General features: G+C 72.6%; 14 protein-coding genes. 7 read left to right on the forward strand and 7 right to left on the reverse strand.

The features are described from left to right. Window positions 1-98: 98 nt before the first annotated feature. Both AC067Z_RS17025 and AC067Z_RS17030 read left to right on the forward strand, forming a co-directional pair. Complete coding sequence (locus AC067Z_RS17025) at window positions 99-917, forward strand: GNAT family N-acetyltransferase (protein WP_478790310.1); 819 nt, start codon at window positions 99-101, stop codon at window positions 915-917. Then, window positions 914-1783 (forward strand): lysophospholipid acyltransferase family protein, encoded by an 870-nt coding sequence (locus AC067Z_RS17030; protein WP_478790311.1) that lies wholly within the window; start codon window positions 914-916, stop codon window positions 1781-1783. Before AC067Z_RS17025 ends, AC067Z_RS17030 begins: the two co-directional genes overlap by 4 nt. Here the strand turns inward: AC067Z_RS17030 and egtD are convergent. The 4 genes from egtD to egtA are packed head-to-tail and all read right to left on the reverse strand — an operon-like array spanning window position 1678 to window position 5976. Continuing rightward, complete coding sequence (gene egtD / locus AC067Z_RS17035; protein ID WP_478790312.1) at window positions 1678-2640, reverse strand: L-histidine N(alpha)-methyltransferase; 963 nt, start codon at window positions 2638-2640, stop codon at window positions 1678-1680. The genes AC067Z_RS17030 and egtD overlap by 106 nt on opposite strands. Continuing rightward, window positions 2637-3392, reverse strand: a complete 756-nt coding sequence (gene egtC / locus AC067Z_RS17040) for an ergothioneine biosynthesis protein EgtC (protein WP_478790313.1) — start codon at window positions 3390-3392, stop codon at window positions 2637-2639. Before egtC ends, egtD begins: the two co-directional genes overlap by 4 nt. Beyond that, window positions 3392-4708, reverse strand: coding sequence for an ergothioneine biosynthesis protein EgtB (gene egtB / locus AC067Z_RS17045; RefSeq protein WP_478790314.1), 1317 nt, complete (start codon window positions 4706-4708; stop codon window positions 3392-3394). Before egtB ends, egtC begins: the two co-directional genes overlap by 1 nt. Then, a complete protein-coding gene (egtA, locus tag AC067Z_RS17050) occupies window positions 4705-5976 on the reverse strand; it encodes an ergothioneine biosynthesis glutamate--cysteine ligase EgtA (RefSeq protein ID WP_478790315.1) in 1272 nt (423 codons plus the stop codon). The genes egtB and egtA overlap by 4 nt, the downstream gene beginning before the upstream one ends. A 126-nt stretch (window positions 5977-6102) precedes the next feature. Between egtA and AC067Z_RS17055 the strand changes: the two genes are divergently transcribed. Beyond that, window positions 6103-6954, forward strand: a complete 852-nt coding sequence (locus AC067Z_RS17055; RefSeq protein ID WP_478790316.1) for a TIGR02452 family protein — start codon at window positions 6103-6105, stop codon at window positions 6952-6954. On the opposite strand, the gene AC067Z_RS17060 is transcribed toward AC067Z_RS17055, so the two are convergent. Continuing rightward, on the reverse strand, window positions 6939-7400 hold the full coding sequence (locus AC067Z_RS17060; RefSeq protein ID WP_478790427.1) for a type II toxin-antitoxin system PemK/MazF family toxin: 462 nt from the start codon (window positions 7398-7400) through the stop codon (window positions 6939-6941). The genes AC067Z_RS17055 and AC067Z_RS17060 overlap by 16 nt on opposite strands. Before the next feature lie 290 nt (window positions 7401-7690). Here AC067Z_RS17060 and AC067Z_RS17065 point away from each other — a divergent pair, with 290 nt between their 5' ends. The 3 genes from AC067Z_RS17065 to AC067Z_RS17075 all read left to right on the forward strand — a co-directional run bounded on the left by AC067Z_RS17065 (window position 7691) and on the right by AC067Z_RS17075 (window position 10366). Then, window positions 7691-8713, forward strand: a complete 1023-nt coding sequence (locus AC067Z_RS17065; protein WP_478790317.1) for a LacI family DNA-binding transcriptional regulator — start codon at window positions 7691-7693, stop codon at window positions 8711-8713. A 78-nt stretch (window positions 8714-8791) separates the two neighbouring features. Then, window positions 8792-9061: a hypothetical protein gene (locus AC067Z_RS17070; protein ID WP_478790318.1), complete on the forward strand. Its 270-nt coding sequence runs from the start codon at window positions 8792-8794 to the stop codon at window positions 9059-9061. Between the two features lie 120 nt (window positions 9062-9181). Then, the gene (locus AC067Z_RS17075) at window positions 9182-10366 is read left to right on the forward strand and encodes a thiolase family protein (RefSeq protein ID WP_478790319.1); all 1185 of its coding nucleotides are present in this window, start codon (window positions 9182-9184) and stop codon (window positions 10364-10366) included. Window positions 10367-10453: 87 nt separating this feature from the next. Here AC067Z_RS17075 and trxA read toward each other — a convergent pair whose 3' ends face one another. Beyond that, window positions 10454-10852, reverse strand: a complete 399-nt coding sequence (trxA, locus tag AC067Z_RS17080) for a thioredoxin (RefSeq protein WP_478790320.1) — start codon at window positions 10850-10852, stop codon at window positions 10454-10456. Window positions 10853-10971: 119 nt separating this feature from the next. On the opposite strand from trxA, the gene AC067Z_RS17085 reads away from it, so the two are divergent. Next, window positions 10972-12405 carry a dihydrolipoyl dehydrogenase family protein gene (locus AC067Z_RS17085; protein WP_478790321.1) on the forward strand — a complete coding sequence of 478 codons (1434 nt, stop codon included), beginning with the start codon at window positions 10972-10974 and terminating at the stop codon, window positions 12403-12405. Window positions 12406-12683: 278 nt separating this feature from the next. On the opposite strand, the gene AC067Z_RS17090 is transcribed toward AC067Z_RS17085, so the two are convergent. Beyond that, window positions 12684-15941, reverse strand: a complete 3258-nt coding sequence (locus AC067Z_RS17090; RefSeq protein WP_478790322.1) for a family 78 glycoside hydrolase catalytic domain — start codon at window positions 15939-15941, stop codon at window positions 12684-12686. Window positions 15942-15947: the final 6 nt, after the last annotated feature.

Raw genomic sequence — 15947 nt, forward strand, 5'->3', positions numbered from 1 at the left:
CCGGGCGGTCATGTCGAATCCAGCCGGCCACGGAAGAAGTAAGGAGCCGGGCCGTCGCAGTCGCGGTCCGTCCCCTACGTCCGGCACAGGAGACCGCCATGCCAGCAACCCCCCTCGCCGTCCCCGCCCCCCTGCCCGCGCAGGCCGCGCCCGTCCCCGCCCCCGTGCGGGCCGGCAACGCCGGTGAACCCCGTTACGTCGTCTCGCTCGCCCGCGACCAGGAGGACGTACGCGCGGCGCAGCGGCTGCGCCACCAGGTGTTCGCCGGCGAGATGGGCGCCAGGCTGGACGGCCCCGAGCCCGGCCTGGACATCGACGCTTTCGACGCGTACTGCGACCACCTCCTCGTGCGCGAGGCGGACTCCGGCGAGGTCGTCGGCACCTACCGGCTGCTGCCGCCCGAGCGTGCGGCGATCGCGGGCCGTCTCTACTCGGAAGGCGAGTTCGACCTCTCCCGTCTCGCACCCATCCGCGACGACCTCGTCGAGGTCGGCCGCTCCTGCGTCCACCCCCTGCACCGCAACGGCGCCGTCATCGCGCTGATCTGGGCCGGACTCGCCCGCTACATGACCCGTACCGGACACAACTGGCTGGCCGGCTGCTGCTCGCTCCCGCTCGCCGACGGCGGCACGCTCGCCGCCGCGACCTGGGACACCGTGCGCACGAAAAACCTCGCACCCGAGGAGTTCTGGGTCACCCCGCACAAGCTCTGGAACGCCGACTCCGTCGCGCTGCCCGCGGGCCGCACCGAGCTTCCGCCGCTGCTGCGCGGCTATCTGCGGCTCGGCGCCTGGGTCTGCGGCGCCCCTGCCCACGACCCCGACTTCAACGTCGCCGACCTCTACGTCCTGCTGTCCCTGCGCCGCACCAACCCCCGCTACCTGCGCCACTTCCTCTCCCTCGCCCCGGTGCGATGAGCGTCTGGCTGCCCACGGCGCCCTGCACCCCCGAGGTCTGCGCCACCCACACCGGCCGGGCGGCAGGCCCCCTCGTCGCCGCCCTGCGCCTGCTCGCCGGGACGGCGGCCGTTCTCGCCGGAGTCCTGCTGGCCCCCGCCGCGGCGCTGCTGGCGCTCGTGGCCGGTGCGCGTGTACGCCATGGACTGACCCGCTGCTGGGCACGCACCGTGCTCCGGGCCTTCGGCGTACGCGTCACCGTCACAGGCATCCCGCACGGCGAACGTGCCTCGCTCGTGGTCGCCAACCACATCTCGTGGCTGGACATCCCGCTGATCGCGGCCGTGCTGCCGGGACGGATGCTCGCCAAGACCGAGGTGCGCCGCTGGCCGGTCCTCGGCCCGCTCGCGGCGCGCGGCGGCACCCTGTTCCTCGAACGGGACCGACTGCGGGCCCTGCCCGGCACCGTCGCCGCGATGACCCGCGCGCTCGACGGCGGCGCCCGAGTGATCGTCTTCCCCGAGGGCTCGACGTGGTGCGGCCGGGGCCAGGGCCGGTTCCGCCCCGCCGCGTTCCAGGCGGCGCTGGACGCGGGCGTCGCCGTCCAGCCCGTCCACATCGCCTACGGCCCCACGGGTGCGGCCGCGTTCGTGGGGGAGGACCCGCTGGGCGCCTCCCTGTGGCGGGTCGCGACGGCCGGCCGGCTCACCGCGGAGATACGGCTGCTGCCGCCGATACTCCCCGGGAACCGCGCCGACCGCCGCTCGCTCGCCCTTACGGCTCAGCTCGCGGTCGCCAGGCTCAGCGCGAACCGCCCCGCCTCGTCCGTCCACCAGTGCGTCAGTTCCATGCCCGCAGTGGCGAGTTCGTCGCGCACACCCTCCTGACGGAACTTCGCCGACACCTCCGTGCGCACCTCCTCGCCCGCCTCGAACGGCACGATCAGATCCAGTTCGCGGATCTTCACGCTGAGCGCGGACCGGGCCCGCAGCCGCATCTCGATCCACTCGTGTTCCCGGTCCCACAGCGCCACATGGTCGAAGTCGCCCGGGTCGACGTCCGCACCCAGTTCCCGGGCGATGACGGCGAGCACGTTCTTGTTGAACCGGGCCGTCACCCCTGCCGCGTCGTCGTAGGCCCGCACCAGGACGTCCTCGTCCTTCACCAGATCCGTGCCGAGCAGCAGCGTGTCGCCGGGCGACAGCAGAGCGCGCACCGAGTCGAGGAACGTCGCACGTTCGGCCGGCAGCAGGTTGCCGATCGTGCCGCCGAGGAAGGCCACCAGCCGCGGCCCCGGTGTGCCGGGCAGAGCCAGCCCCCGGGTGAAGTCGGCGATCAGCGCGTGCACATTCAGCTCCGGCCGCTCCGCGAGCAGGGCCTGTGCGGCACCGGTGAGGGCGCTCTCGCTCACGTCCACGGGCACGTAGGTGTGCAGATCCGTGAGTGCGTCCAGCAGGAAACGGGTCTTCTCCGAGGAACCGGAGCCCAGTTCCACCAGCGTGCGGGCTCCGGTGGCGGCCGCGATCTCCCCTGCCCGCGCGGCGAGGATCTCCCGCTCCGCCCGGGTCGGGTAGTACTCGGGCAGCCGGGTGATCTCCTCGAACAGCTCGCTGCCGCGGGCGTCGTAGAACCACTTCGGCGGCAGCACCTTGGGCATGCGGGTGAGGCCGTGCAGCACGTCGGCGCGCAGAGCGGCGCCGGTGGCGTCCTCGGGCAGGGTACGGGTCAGCAGGAACGGGCTCACTGGGTCGGCTCCTTGAGCTCTGTCAGCAGGAGGTCGGAGCGCGTCGCCGTCAGCAGCGTGCGGTCCGGTACCTCCTGCCAGCGGGGATCGTCGTCGTAGGGTTCCGAGGCCACGACCGTGCGGCCATGGGGCCCGTCGAGGTACCAGAGGGTGTCGCCCCAAGCGGTCGCGGCGATCGCGCGGCCGTCGGTGAGGAGGAGGTTCAGCCGCGAGCCCGGCGCAGCTGCGGCCACATCGCGCACGGTGTCCCCGAGCGCTTGGCCGAGGCTGTCGCCGGCGCGCAGCCGGTGCAGTACCAGCGCCCATACGAGGGCGGAGTCGCAGCGCGCCTCCAGCGACAGCAGCTCGGCCGCGGGCAGGTGCGAGGACAGCGCCCCCATCGAGGCGGGCCAGCCCTTCACCGCACCGTTGTGGCTGAACAGCCAGTGCCCGGACGCGAACGGCGCGGCCGCCGCCTCGTCGTCGGCCCCGGCCTCGGTGGCGTCGCGCACAGCCCCGAGGAACGCGCTGCTGCGTACGACGCGTGCGACATCGGCGAAGGACTGGTCGGCCCACACGGGTCCGGCACGCCGGTAGCGGGCGGGCACCGGGTCACCGTCCGCGTACCAGCCGACACCGAAACCGTCCGCGTTGACCGTGCCGTACCGCTGCCGCCGCGGTGCCCAGGACTGGCGCACCAGCGAGTGCTCCGGTTCCACGAGCACCGTGCCGAGCGGCTCGTCCGGTCCGAGATACGCGAGATGGCGGCACATCAGGCCGGTCCCTGCGGGTGCACCTCGGCGTCCCGGGCGGTGCGGAAGCCGGAGAAGATCTGCCGGCGCACCGGCAGGTCCCAGTTGCGGAACGTGCCCCGGCAGGCCACCGGGTCGACGGCGAACGAGCCGCCGCGCAGCACCTTGTGCGCGCTGCCGAAGAACACCTCGGAGTACTCGCGGTAGGGGAAGGCGGCGAAGCCCGGGTACGGCAGGAAGTCGCTCGACGTCCACTCCCACACGTCGCCGATCAACTGCCGCACCCCGAGGGGCGACGCGCCCTCCGGGTAGTTGCCGGCCCGTGCGGGCCGCAGATGGCGCTGGCCGAGGTTCGCGTGCTCCGGCTCCGGGTCGGCGTCACCCCACGGGTAGCGCCGGGACCGTCCCGACCCGGGATCGTGCCGCGCCGCCTTCTCCCACTCGGCCTCGGTCGGCAGACGCCGGCCCGCCCAGCGCGCGTAGGCGTCGGCCTCGTACCAGCTGACGTGCAGCACCGGCTCGTCGGCGGGGACTTCCTCGGTGACCCCGAAACGACGCCGCAGCCACACGTTGCCCTCACGCCGCCAGAACAGGGGCGCACCGATGTCGTGGGCCCGGATCTGGTCCCAGCCGTCCTCGGCCCACCACCGCCGCTCCGTGTAGCCGCCGTCGTCGATGAACGCCTGATAGGCGCCGCACGTCACGGGCACGGTGTCGATCCAGAAGCCGGGCACGTCCTGCTGGTGCGCCGGGCGTTCGTTGTCCAGCGCCCACGGCTCCGTCGACGTGCCCATCGTGAACGGGCCGCCCGGCACCAGGACTTCGGCAGGCAGCGGACCCACCGGATGGACGGGCGGCTCCGGCGCGGTCAGCGCCGCCGGCCCCCGGCGCAGCTGATGAGTGATCAGCATCGTCTCGTCGTGCTGCTGTTCGTGCTGGGCGATCATGCCGAACGCGAAGCCCGCGTCGACGAGGGGGGTGCCCTCGAACGATGTGCGTTCCAGGATGTCGAGCACCCGGCCGCGTACGTCGGATGCGTAGACACGCGCCTCGGCCGGCGCCAGCAGCGGCAGCGTCGGCCGCGCCGCACGCGGATGCTCGAAGGCGTCGTAGACGGAGTCGATCTCGGGGCGCAGCGCTTCGATTCCGCCGACCGTCCGCAGCAGCCACTGCTCCTCCTGGTTGCCGATGTGGGCCAGGTCCCACACCAGCGGCGACATCAACGGCGAGTGCTGTGCCGTCAGTTCACCGTCGTCGACGCATGACGTGAGGGCAGCGGTGCGGGTACGGGCGGTGATCAGCGCATCAAGGGCGCGCTTGCGCAGGTCGTCGGTCATGTCGCAGGCTCCTTGGCCACGGAGGGGATGCGCAGATCGTCGGCGGGACAGCGGCCCCGCAGTACATGGCGCTCGTTGAAGGCGGCGACGCGCTCGATAAGGGCCGCCGGCGCACCGATACGGTCCAGCGCCTCCAGCGCGACGGCGAAGCAGACGATCGCCGCGCTGTGCAGTTCGGGGTCGCCCAGACCGTGCCGGGCGGCGGCCACCCACAGCGGATTGCGCGGCGCGGGCGCCGAACCGGCGTACTCGCCGAGGGGTTTGACCGCCCGGTACACCGTCTCGGCGGCCTCGGGGTCGTCGAACAGGGCCGTGGTGACGGCGACCGGCACCATCCAGGTGTCCTCGCCGTGCTGCGCGTCGAGCATGCGCAGCTCCAGATGGCCCCGCGGCCGTACCGGTGGGAAGAGCGTGGTCAGGTGGTAGTCGAGGTCGCCCCTCGTGGGCCGCGAAGTCTTCGCCCGCAGCCACTGCCGGAACGTGAGCCCGTCCGGGGTGTCCCAGGCCCCTTCCGCGCGGCGCACGCACATCACCGGCGCGTCCAGCGCGTGCGCGGCCCAGGCCGCGCGGGGCTCCCCGGCCGGGTCGGGAGCCATCGGGCGTACGGGGTCGAGGGCGGCCCATACGGCCTGCCGCGTCGAGCGCCAGCCCGTGCGACGGCCCTCGCGGGCAGGGGAGTTGGCGAATGCCGCGAGGAGGACGGCCCCCAGGAGGTGGGCGAGCCGCCAGCGGCGTGCGTGTCCGAGCGGGCCGGGTTCCTCCTCGCCCGCGTCCAGGCAGACCTGGATGGACGCCGAGGTGCACATCATCGCGCGCCCGGCGGGGCCGGAACGGTCCAGATACCGTTCCATGGCGTCGTAGCGGGGCTCGTGCAGCAGCCTGCGGGGCGGATTCCAGGGGTCGAGACCGAATCCCGCCGTGGTCAGACCTTCCGTGCGCAGTGCTGTTCGCACGGCCTGCAGATCGGTTGCGGTGGAGTCGATGCACTCCATCAGCGTCGCGGCGGGAGCCGAGCTGAGCTCCAGCTGACCACCCGGCTCGAAGGTCAGGGCCGAGGTAAGCGGCAGGGCGCGTACCCGGTCGAACGCCACCGCGAGGCGTTCCGGTGGTACGGGTGTCCGGGGCCGGTCGAGATCATGGACGAGCCATTCCAGCTCCACGCCCACGGTGCGTGGTGGACCCGTCTTGAAGCAGATACATCGAAGCAGGTCCTCGGCTTCGTCCTCGGATATCGGTGACCCGAAGTCGCCGGTATCTGGCGGGTGCATGATCGACTCCTCCTGTCGAAGGGACTCTGTAAACCTAAGGCCACCGCTGCCGCTTCGCACAAGGGTGCCCCTGAGGAGCGGAAATACGGTTGCCGGTGCCGACGCCGCTCAACGAGCATGTCGGCCATGAGTGCACGACTGCGGGGGATCGCGAAGCAGAACGAGGAGATCGTGGCGGCCGGGATGTACCGGCTTCCGGACGGCCGTGAGGTCCGACTGGAAGAGGCGATCACCGCGGCGCGGACCGGCACCCGGCTGTACGGGCCCGACCCCGTCCAGGTCGCACCGGACACCGGCCGTACCACCGTCTTCGACGTGACGGGCGAGTCCAGCACCGAGGCCGCCCGCCGGATGACCGCGGCAGACACCGGGTCCGTGGCCGTACTCAACTTCGCCTCCGCGCGCAATCCCGGCGGCGGCTACCTGAACGGTGCCCAGGCCCAGGAGGAGGCCCTGTGCCGGGCCTCCGCCCTGTACACCACGCTGCTGCAGGCGCCCGCGTACTACGCGCACCACCGGGAGGACCGCAGCCCGTTCTACTCCGACCGGGTCATCCTTTCGCCCGGCGTCCCGGTCTTCCGCGACGACCGCGGACGCCTCCTGGAGGTGCCGTACCGGGCCACGTTCCTCACCTCGCCCGCACCGAACGCGGGCGTGATCACCCGCCGCACGCCGCACGAGGCGCACCGCATCCCGGCAGCGCTCGCCGCCCGCGCCGAGCGGGTCCTTCAGACCGCGGCCGCGGGCGGTCACCGCCGCCTCGTACTCGGCGCGTGGGGCTGCGGAGTGTTCCGCAACGACCCGGCGGAGGTCGCCGGGGCCTTCCGCGGTCTGCTGGCGGCCGGCGGACGGTTCGCGGGCCACTTCGACGAGGTCGTGTTCGCCGTGCTGGACCGCACGGCGTCCCGGACGACGCTGGGCGCGTTCCGTACGGTTCTCGCGGGGCTGCCGGGGCCGACGCGTCAGTTCCAGCCGTAGAGCTCCCGCAGCCGCCGCACCACCCGGTCGAAACGCGGCCGGTCCAGGGCGCACGCCTCACGGCGCATACCGTCCTCGTGGACGCGCAGCACCCGGTCCAGATCCACCCACGACTCGCGCCCGGCGCTGTCCCAGGGGCCCGCGCCGATCGCGACCCATTCGCGGTCGTCGTCATGCCGCTTGCTGGACAGTTGCACGGCGAGCAGCGTCCCCGCCGCCTCCCTGGCCACCACCAGCACCGGCCGGTCCTTGCCCCGTCCGTCGTTCTCCTCGAACGGCACCCAGGTCCACACGATCTCGCCGGGATCCGGATCGCCGTCGCGGTCCGGTGCGTAGGAGGTGCGGACCCGGCCGACCTCGACCGGATCGGCCTCGGCGGTGGCCGACGGGCCGCCGCGGCCGCGAGGGGAGGGTGAACCGGGGGAGCCGTCGGGGCGGAAGGAGATCGTCACCGGCCCACCGTAGAGTCCCACCGCCCGCCGGATCCAGCCATCCGGCGACGACGGTCCGCTGCCCTCCTGCCGCCTCTCGCGGTACGTCCCGTGCGGGCGCCGCGGTGCACGACGTACGGCGCCCCTGCCCGCGTGCCCGAAACACTCCACCCGACCCGGCCCCTTGGCCGCCGATCTTCAACACCAGGGCCCCGAGGGCGACTTACCGTCGCCCGCGGCGGCGGGATGTTTCCGGCCATCGCCCTCAGTCGCCACAGGGCCGCTCTGGAAGGATGACGCGGGCGATGAGCCAGTCACCCGAACTGCCCGTGGAACGCTCCGCCCCGACCAGTGCCGATGTCGCCCGGAGGGCGGGAGTGTCCCGGGCCACCGTCTCCTACGTCCTCAACAACACGGCGTCGGTACGCATCAGCGAACCCACCCGGACCCGTGTTCGCACGGCCGCCGAGGAGCTGGGCTACGTACCTCATGCCGCGGCCCGCAGCCTGCGCGCCGGCCACACGCGCACCGTTCTGCTCCCCACCGCGCATCTGCCGCTCGGCACGCACTCCCGCCGCTTCCTCGACGAGTTCCAGGGCGCGCTGCGGCACCTCGACTACACCGTCGTCCAGTACGGCAGTCTCGGGCTCGACAAGGACGAAGCCGCCCGCGCCTGGGCCGAGTTGCGGCCCGTGGCAGTCGTCTGCCTCGGCGGGACGGAGCCGACGGCCGGCGGCGTGCACGTGCTCCGGCGCTCCGGGGCCAGGGCCGTCGTCACCATCGGCCGGCGCCCCGTCGAGGGCGCGTATTCCCTCGTCATGGACCAGAGTGCGATCGGCGGATGCGCCGTCGGTCATCTGATCCGGCGCGGCCGGCGTGCGATCGGCGTGATCATGCCGGCGGAACCGGCCCTCGAGCCGTTCGCCGAGCCCCGTCTCGCAGGCGCTCGGGCGGCAGCCGACGGCACCGGCGCGCGCGTCGTGCCCCTGACGATGGCGTACGAGGAGGAGTCGGCGAAATCCCTCGCGGCGGGCTGGCGCGCGCTCGGACTGGACGCCGTCTACGCGTACGACGACGAGTACGCGATGCTGCTCATGCGCGCCCTCCAGGACGAAGGGCTTGACGTGCCCGGTGAGACCGCGGTGGTCGGCGCGGACGATCTGCTGCTCGGCAGACTGCTGAGGCCCCGGCTGAGCACAGTGCGCATCGACATGATCAGCGGTCGCAGTCTCGCCGAGCTGGTGGACCATGTGGTGCGCGAACCCGGTGCCCGGCCCGAACCGGGCGAACTGATGGCCGCCCGCCCCGTGCACCGCGAGTCCAGCTGACCCCCGGGGCCGCCGGCGGGGCCGCGGGCCGCGGCCGACGACATGCGGGCGCGGCGGTGGGTGTCTAGCGTCGCCTCCATGAGCATTCAACCGCAGCGTTTCGGGATCCTGGTCCTCCCCGAGCATGCCGAGGGCGTCGACCCGGTCACCGCGTCCGAGGGCGTCATCCGCTCCGCGGTCGTGGACGCCACCGGGGCGCGCGGGGCATCGGGCTATCCGCGCTACGTCGGCGACGGGGTGGAGGCCGACATCGACCCGGAGACGCGCACGGTGGAGGCACTGCTGGTGGACGGCGCCGAACTGGGCTACGGCCTGACGGTGCGGGTCGTGGAGGCCACGGACGTGTGAGAGCCGGCCGCCCGGGCAGGCGGCCGTTGACAGTCGGCGGTGCCCGGCACAGACTCGGGCGACTCGATTGTGGACCATCGTTCACCGGACGAACGACGGTCCTGGCCCGGGAGAGATTCGATGAGCATCCGCGACGTCTACATCGTCGACGCCGTTCGCACGCCGATCGGAAAGTTCGGGGGCGCGCTGTCCTCCGTACGCCCCGACGACCTCGCCGCCCACGTCGTCAAGGCGCTCGTCGACCGCACACCGGAACTCGACCCCGCCCGCATCGACGACGTCGTCTTCGGCGACGCGAACGGCGCCGGCGAGGACAACCGCGATGTCGCCCGCATGGCGGTGCTCCTGGCGGGACTGCCCGTGAGCGTGCCGGGCGTGACCGTGAACCGGCTGTGCGGCTCCGGGCTGGAGGCGGTCATCCAGGCCGCCCGGGCCATCGCGCTCGGCGACGCCTCGATCGCGCTGGCCGGCGGCGTCGAGTCGATGTCGCGTGCGCCGTGGGTGCTGCAGAAGCCCGAACGTGCGTTCCCCGCCGGTCACCAGCAGTTGCACTCGACCACGCTGGGCTGGCGGATGACCAACCCGCGCATGCCCGCCGAGTGGACGGTGCAGCTCGGCGAGGGCGCCGAGCTGGTCGCCGACAAGCACGGGATCGGCCGCGAGCAGCAGGACGCCTTCGCGCTCGCCAGCCACCGCAAGGCAGCCGAGGCATGGGCCAAGGGGCTCTACGACGGCGAGGTCGTGGCCCACGACGGTGTGGAACTCGCGCGCGACGAATGCATCCGCGACAGCACCTCGATGGAGGCGCTCGCCAAGCTGAAGCCGTCGTTCCGCACCGATGGCACCGTGACAGCCGGCAACGCCTCCCCCCTCAACGACGGCGCCGCCGCGCTGCTCCTCGTCGACGACGAGGGACTGCGGGCGACCGGCAGGGAGCCGCTGGCGAGGATCCGCGCATCCGCTGTCACCGGGATCGAGCCCCAGCTGTTCGGGCTGGGACCGGTCGAGGCGGTGCAGCGGGCGCTGGCCAAGGCGGACAGGTCGTTCGGCGATCTGACGACGTTCGAACTGAACGAGGCATTCGCGGCGCAGTCACTGGGCTGCCTCGCCGAATGGCCGGAACTGGATCCGGCGGTCGTCAACCCGCGGGGCGGCGCCATCGCCATCGGCCACCCGCTCGGTGCGTCGGGTGCCCGTCTCGCGGGCGCGGTCGCGCACCAGTTGGCGGCCGCGGGCTCCGGCACGGGCGTCGCGGCGCTGTGCATCGGCGTGGGGCAGGGCCTCGCCCTCGTCCTGGAACGCTGACGCCTCTCGGCACGCACGACGGCCGGGGCGCACGGCGGGTGAGCCACCCGCTCTCGTCGCCCCGGCCGTTCCTGTACCGAAAGAGGGTCAGGCCCCGGCAGGACCGCCCGGCTCCGCCGCGCTGCTCTGCTGCGCGCTCTCGATCGACTTGCGGACCTCGTCCATGTCCAGCGCTCGCGCCTGGCCGATGACGTCCTCCAGCGCGGTCTCCGGCAGCGCGCCCGGCTGCGCGAAGACCGCCACGTTGTCACGGACGATCATCAGCGTCGGGATGGAACGGATCTCGAAGGCCGCGGCCAGTTCCTGCTGCGCCTCGGTGTCGACCTTGGCGAAGACGAGGTCGGGGTGCCGCTCCGATGCGCCCTCGTAGACCGGGGCGAACTGACGGCAGGGGCCACACCAGGAAGCCCAGAAATCGATCAGGATGAAGTCGTTGTCGGTGACGACCTGATCGAAGTTTTCCTTGGTGAGCTCAAGCGTGCTCATGGCCTGTGTACCTCTTCCTGATGTCCGGTGGACTCGCCCCGCACAACGGTGCCCGGGGCCGTGCTATTCCTGCCCCTGCCCATGTGGCCAGGAGGCACACCCAGCACCAGACTGACTCTATGACCCAAGCTGTGGAGTACGACGTCGTAGTGCTCGGAGCCGGCCCCGTGGGGGAGAACGTGGCCGACCGGACCAGGGCGGCGGGCCTGAGCACCGCGGTGGTCGAGAGCGAACTGATCGGTGGCGAATGCTCGTACTGGGCCTGCGTTCCCAGCAAGGCGCTCCTGCGTCCCGCCCTCGCCCGCGCCGACGCCCGGAAAGTTCCCGGGATCAGTGCCGCGGTGCAGGGGCCCCTGGACGCCGAGGCCGTGTTCGCCCGGCGGGACGAGAGGGTCGGCGACTGGAAGGACGACGGGCAGGTGGACTGGCTCGACTCGATCGGAGCCCGTGTCTACCGCGGCCACGGACGACTGCACGGCCCGAAGTCCGTCGTCGTCGACGGGGCCGAGGGCGAACACCACCTGCTGAGTGCTCGGCACGCCGTGGTCGTCGCCACCGGCAGCCGTGCGGTGCTGCCCGGCATCCCGGGCCTCGCCGGCGCGCGGGCTTGGACGAGCCGCGAGGCCACCAGCGCACGCCACGTCCCCGGGCGGCTCGCGATCGTGGGCGGCGGAGTGGTCGGGGTGGAGATGGCCACGGCCTGGCAGGCGCTCGGCTCACAGGTGACCCTCCTCGTCCGTGGCGACGGCGTGCTGCCGCGCATGGAGCCGTTCGTCGGCGAGTACGTCGTCGAGGCGCTGAAGGAGGCGGGTGCCGACGTACGGCTCGGCACATCGGTGGCGGCCGTCGACCGCCCGGGCGGCGGCACCGGCCCTGTCACCCTGGTGCTGGAGGACGGCAGCAGCATCGAGGCGGACGAGGTGCTCTTCGCGACCGGCCGCGCGCCGCGCACCGACGACCTCGGGCTGGAGTCGGTCGGCATGAAGGACGGCTCCTGGCTCACCGTCGACGACAGCTGCCGCGTCGAGGGAACGAACTGGCTCTACGCCGTCGGCGACGCCAACCACCGTGCCCTGCTGACGCATCAGGGCAAGTACCAGGCACGTATCGCGGGTGCCGCCATCGCGGCGAGGGCCCAGCACGTACCGCTGCTGGAGACCGACCGCTGGGGTGCGCACAGCGCGACCGCCGACCGCCTTGCCGTGCCCCAGGTCGTTTTCAGCGACCCCGAAGCGGCCGCTGTGGGCCTCTCGCTCGCCGAGGCCGAGCGCGCCGGCCACCGCGTACGCGCCGTCGACTACGACCTCGGCTCGGTGTCCGGCGCCGGACTGTACGCGGAGGGCTACCGCGGGCACGCGCGCATGGTCGTCGACCTGGACCGCGAGGTCCTGCTCGGCGTGACGTTCGTCGGGGCCTCGGTCGGTGAACTGGTGCACTCGGCGACGATCGCGGTCGCGGGCGAGGTGCCCATCGACCGGTTGTGGCACGCCGTTCCGGCGTTCCCCACGATCAGCGAGGTCTGGCTGCGGCTGCTGGAGACCTATCGCGGTTAGGCCGCCGGTGAACACGGCGGCCAGGGGGCGGACGGCCTGTCACAGGCCAGGTGGATATTTGAGGTCAGGCCGCCTTCGCGCCGTCCGAGCCCGTGATCGCGGAGCCCCTTTCAACCCGACTGCGACCTCGCCCAGGGTCTGGGTCAGGTCGGCGACCTCCGCCTTGAGCGTCGGCTTTGCCAGGCACGGAGGTCGCGGGCCCGGACCGCCGAGCGGCCGGAGGGCAACGTCTCCGGACCCGGCGGGCCGGGGCGTCGCGGTGCTCCCTCAACCACTGGTCACGGCGTCCCGGTGAACTCCCACCTGCCGTGCGGCACGCGGTAGACGACATGACCTCGCTCGGCCCGCACATAGGCCGCCCCGCGCGCCGCGGTCGTGTCCGCCCGACGGGCCGCCGGGACATGGACCTCGGCCTCGGTGCCCACCGGGACCTCGACCACAAGACGCAGACGGCCCCCGGAGCGCGCCCAGTCGACGGACGCACGGCCCCGGACCGTACGGATCGATGTGCGCGCCCAGTCGACTCCCGTACGGGCGTCGGGGCGCACGGTGAAAGTGCGGTAGCCCGCGTCACCGGGGCGCAGACCAGCCACGTTCTCGTAGAGCCACTGCGTGACCGTGCCCAGGAAGTAGTGGTCGCGCGAGCGTGAGTCGAGTTCCCACATCTCCCACATGGTGTCGGCGCCGTGGTCGAACCAGTAGCCCCAGCTCGGATAGGTCCGCTGGGTGGCGATGGCGTGGGCGACGTCCGGGTACCCCTCGGCGGACAGGGCCGGGAGCAGCACGCTGGTGCCCAGCGCACCGGTGTTGAGGTGGTTGCCGCGGGCGGTCACGTCGTCGACGAGGCTCTGGGCGACACGCGCGCGGGCGGACGCGGGCGCGAGGCCGAACGCCAGGGGGATCGCGTTGCTGGTCTGCCGGTAGCCGGGGTCCTTGGCGGTGCGGTAGTGACCGGATGCCGGATCGAGGAAGGCCGCGTTGAAGGCCTCCTTCAGCTTCCCGGCCTGCTCGCGGTAGCGGTCCGCGGTCCCGTTCTCACCGAGGATGTCGCCCATCTCCGCGGTGTGCACGAGCGCCCGGTACAGATAGGCGGTGGCGGTCAGCCGGGTGTCCTCTGGAGGGATGCCGCCGGGGTAGCCGGGCGGCACCCAGTCACCCAGCGCGGTGACCGCGAGACCGTCCCGCAGCCGGGAGATCTCCCAGTCGAGATAGCGGGTGAGCGTCGGCCAGTGGTCCCGGGCGAGACGGTCGTCGCCGTACACGCGGTACATCTCCCGGATCACGAAGGGATACACGGTCGTCCACTCCGGCGACGGGCCCAGGTCGTTGTAACCCCAGCCGCCGCTGGGCACGATGACCGGGAGATGCCCGTCGGTGAGTTGGCTGTCCGCCAGGTCACCGAGCCACTTGGACAGGAAGCGGTGGATTCCGAAGGTGTACGCCATGACAGGCGCGCCGAGTTGGGCATCGCCGGTCCACCCGTTCTTCTCGAACTTCGGGGTGTCGGTCGGGATGCCGTGCAGGTTGTTGAGCACGGTGCGCCTCATCGCCCGGTCGAGCCGTTCGTAGAACGGCTCGGAGCAGCGGAACTCGCTCACCTCGCCGACCCGGGTGTGCACCACCCGGCCGAGTACGTGCTCGGGTGCGGGACGCCCCGGCAGCCCGCTGACCTGGACGTAGCGGAAGCCCTTGTACGAGAACCTGGGCTCCCAGACCTCGTTGCCGCCTCCCGCGCACACGTACTCGTCCGTCTGGAAGCGCCCCGGCACATGGCCCGTCTCGGCCTGCACGCTGCCGTCGGCCTTGAGCTTTTCGCCGTGCACCAGACGGATGGTGGTACCGGCGCCGGCGGTGACGGTGAGCCGGGTCCAGCCCGCCAGGGTGCGTCCCATGTCCACGACGTACACACCCGCGCTCAGTTCGCGGACGGCGGTGGGGCGGACGGTCTCGATGATCTCTATGGGGTCGTGCGGCTGGGCCCGCACGGTTCCCTTCGGCGCGCTCTGCACGGCTGCCGCCCGCCAGCGGCTGTCGTCGAAGCCCGACCGGGTCCAGCCGTGCGGCGCCTGCCGTGCGTCGTAGGTCTCGCCCGCGTAGAGGGAGTTGATGAGTGTCGGGCCTTCGGTGAGGCGCCAGTCGGGGCCGCTCGCAACGGTGGTCCGTGTGCCGTCGGGGTGGTGGATCTCCAGCTGGGCGAGGAGCCGGGGCTCGCCGTGCCAGGGCGGGGTGTGCCAGTTCCACACGTTCGGGGTGGTCATGCCGAAGAAGCCGCGGCCGAGGGTGATGCCGATCGCGTTGGTTCCCTGCTCGATCCGGTCGGTGACGTCGTGGACGGCGTACAGGACCGTCTCGTCGTAGTCGGTGAAGCCGGGGTCGAGGACCTGCCGGCCGATCCGTCGGCCGTTGATCTCCGCGTCGTAGTAGGCCAGTCCGCTGATGTAGAGGCGGGCGCGGGTGACCGGCTTGCCCACGGTGAACTCCCGGCGCAGCAGCGGCGCGGGCAGTTCCGGTGTGCCGGTACTGACGCCCCGGCCCCAGGGCCCCTCGCCGTACGGTGCGACAACGGCGGCCACGGGCCACGCGCTGTCGTCGTGCTCCGGCCGCTGCCAGCCGTCCTGTTCGGTCGTGGAGGCCCGCCATCCCTCGCCGGTGACGAGCTGGTGGCGGCCTGCGCTCGTCTCCACGTCGAGCCGGAGCAGCAGCCCGGCAGGGTTGACCTCGCTGCCCCGGTTGGTGGCCACCGCGGCCAGCACGATGCGGCTGCCCGCCGTGCGGACCTGCTCGGTGACATCGGCCGTGTGTCCGATGCGCCAGCTGTCCGTGCTCACCGGCTGGTGAACCACCTGCTGTCCGCCCAGGTACAGCGTGAAGTCGTCGTCGGCGGTGACCGTCACCCGGGCCCGGGTGACGGTGGCACCGGCGGGCAGTTCGAGTGCGGCCCGGAACCAGCGAGGTCCGAGCGGCGTGCTCTGGACGGGCGGGCCGGGCGACCAGATCCATAACGTGCCGTCGAAGCCGGGCGGCGCCGGCGGCGCGTCCGCGCCGATCCAGCGGGCCTGCCAGCCACCTGCGGGCAGCGCGGTCTCCCACCAGCGCACGGCGCTCCAGGCGGAGGCGCGGTCCTGCTCGTCCCAGACGCGGACCTGCCAGTGGCAGCGGGTACGGTCGCGCAGCGCGGGGCCCTCGTAGGGGATGCCCACCGTACGGCCGGAGTCGACACGGCCCGAGTCCCAGAGCGGACGACGGCTCAGGTCATCGGGGTCGGTGGCCACACGCACCTGGTACGCGCGCTGCCGCGCCCCCTGACCGTCGGCAGACAGTTCCCAGCTCAGACGGGGTGCGGTGACATCGGTGCCCAGGAGATTCTCCGCGTATTCGACAGTGGTCCGCTCGACGCGGAGCCGGCCGGCTCCCCGCCCGGGAGGGCGGGGGGTGTCTGCAGCAGCGCTTCCGGCGGTTGCGTACGCTGCCGTCGCCCCCGCCGCTGTTGCCGCGGCGGCGCGAACGAAGGCACGACGGTTCCAGCTTCGGCTCATGGCTCA

The sequence above is a fragment of the Streptomyces sp. NPDC043812 genome (assembly GCF_056436245.1).

Coding starts and splice junctions, on each gene's coding strand:
- AC067Z_RS17025 (WP_478790310.1), top strand. CDS start 99: ATGCCAGCAACCCCCCTCGCCGTCCCCGCCCCCCTGCCCGCGCAGGCC.
- AC067Z_RS17030 (WP_478790311.1), top strand. CDS start 914: ATGAGCGTCTGGCTGCCCACGGCGCCCTGCACCCCCGAGGTCTGCGCC.
- egtC (WP_478790313.1), bottom strand. CDS start 3,392: ATGTGCCGCCATCTCGCGTATCTCGGACCGGACGAGCCGCTCGGCACG.
- egtB (WP_478790314.1), bottom strand. CDS start 4,708: ATGACCGACGACCTGCGCAAGCGCGCCCTTGATGCGCTGATCACCGCC.
- egtA (WP_478790315.1), bottom strand. CDS start 5,976: ATGCACCCGCCAGATACCGGCGACTTCGGGTCACCGATATCCGAGGAC.
- AC067Z_RS17055 (WP_478790316.1), top strand. CDS start 6,103: ATGAGTGCACGACTGCGGGGGATCGCGAAGCAGAACGAGGAGATCGTG.
- AC067Z_RS17065 (WP_478790317.1), top strand. CDS start 7,691: ATGAGCCAGTCACCCGAACTGCCCGTGGAACGCTCCGCCCCGACCAGT.
- AC067Z_RS17070 (WP_478790318.1), top strand. CDS start 8,792: ATGAGCATTCAACCGCAGCGTTTCGGGATCCTGGTCCTCCCCGAGCAT.
- AC067Z_RS17075 (WP_478790319.1), top strand. CDS start 9,182: ATGAGCATCCGCGACGTCTACATCGTCGACGCCGTTCGCACGCCGATC.
- trxA (WP_478790320.1), bottom strand. CDS start 10,852: ATGAGCACGCTTGAGCTCACCAAGGAAAACTTCGATCAGGTCGTCACC.
- AC067Z_RS17085 (WP_478790321.1), top strand. CDS start 10,972: ATGACCCAAGCTGTGGAGTACGACGTCGTAGTGCTCGGAGCCGGCCCC.
- AC067Z_RS17090 (WP_478790322.1), bottom strand. CDS start 15,941: ATGAGCCGAAGCTGGAACCGTCGTGCCTTCGTTCGCGCCGCCGCGGCA.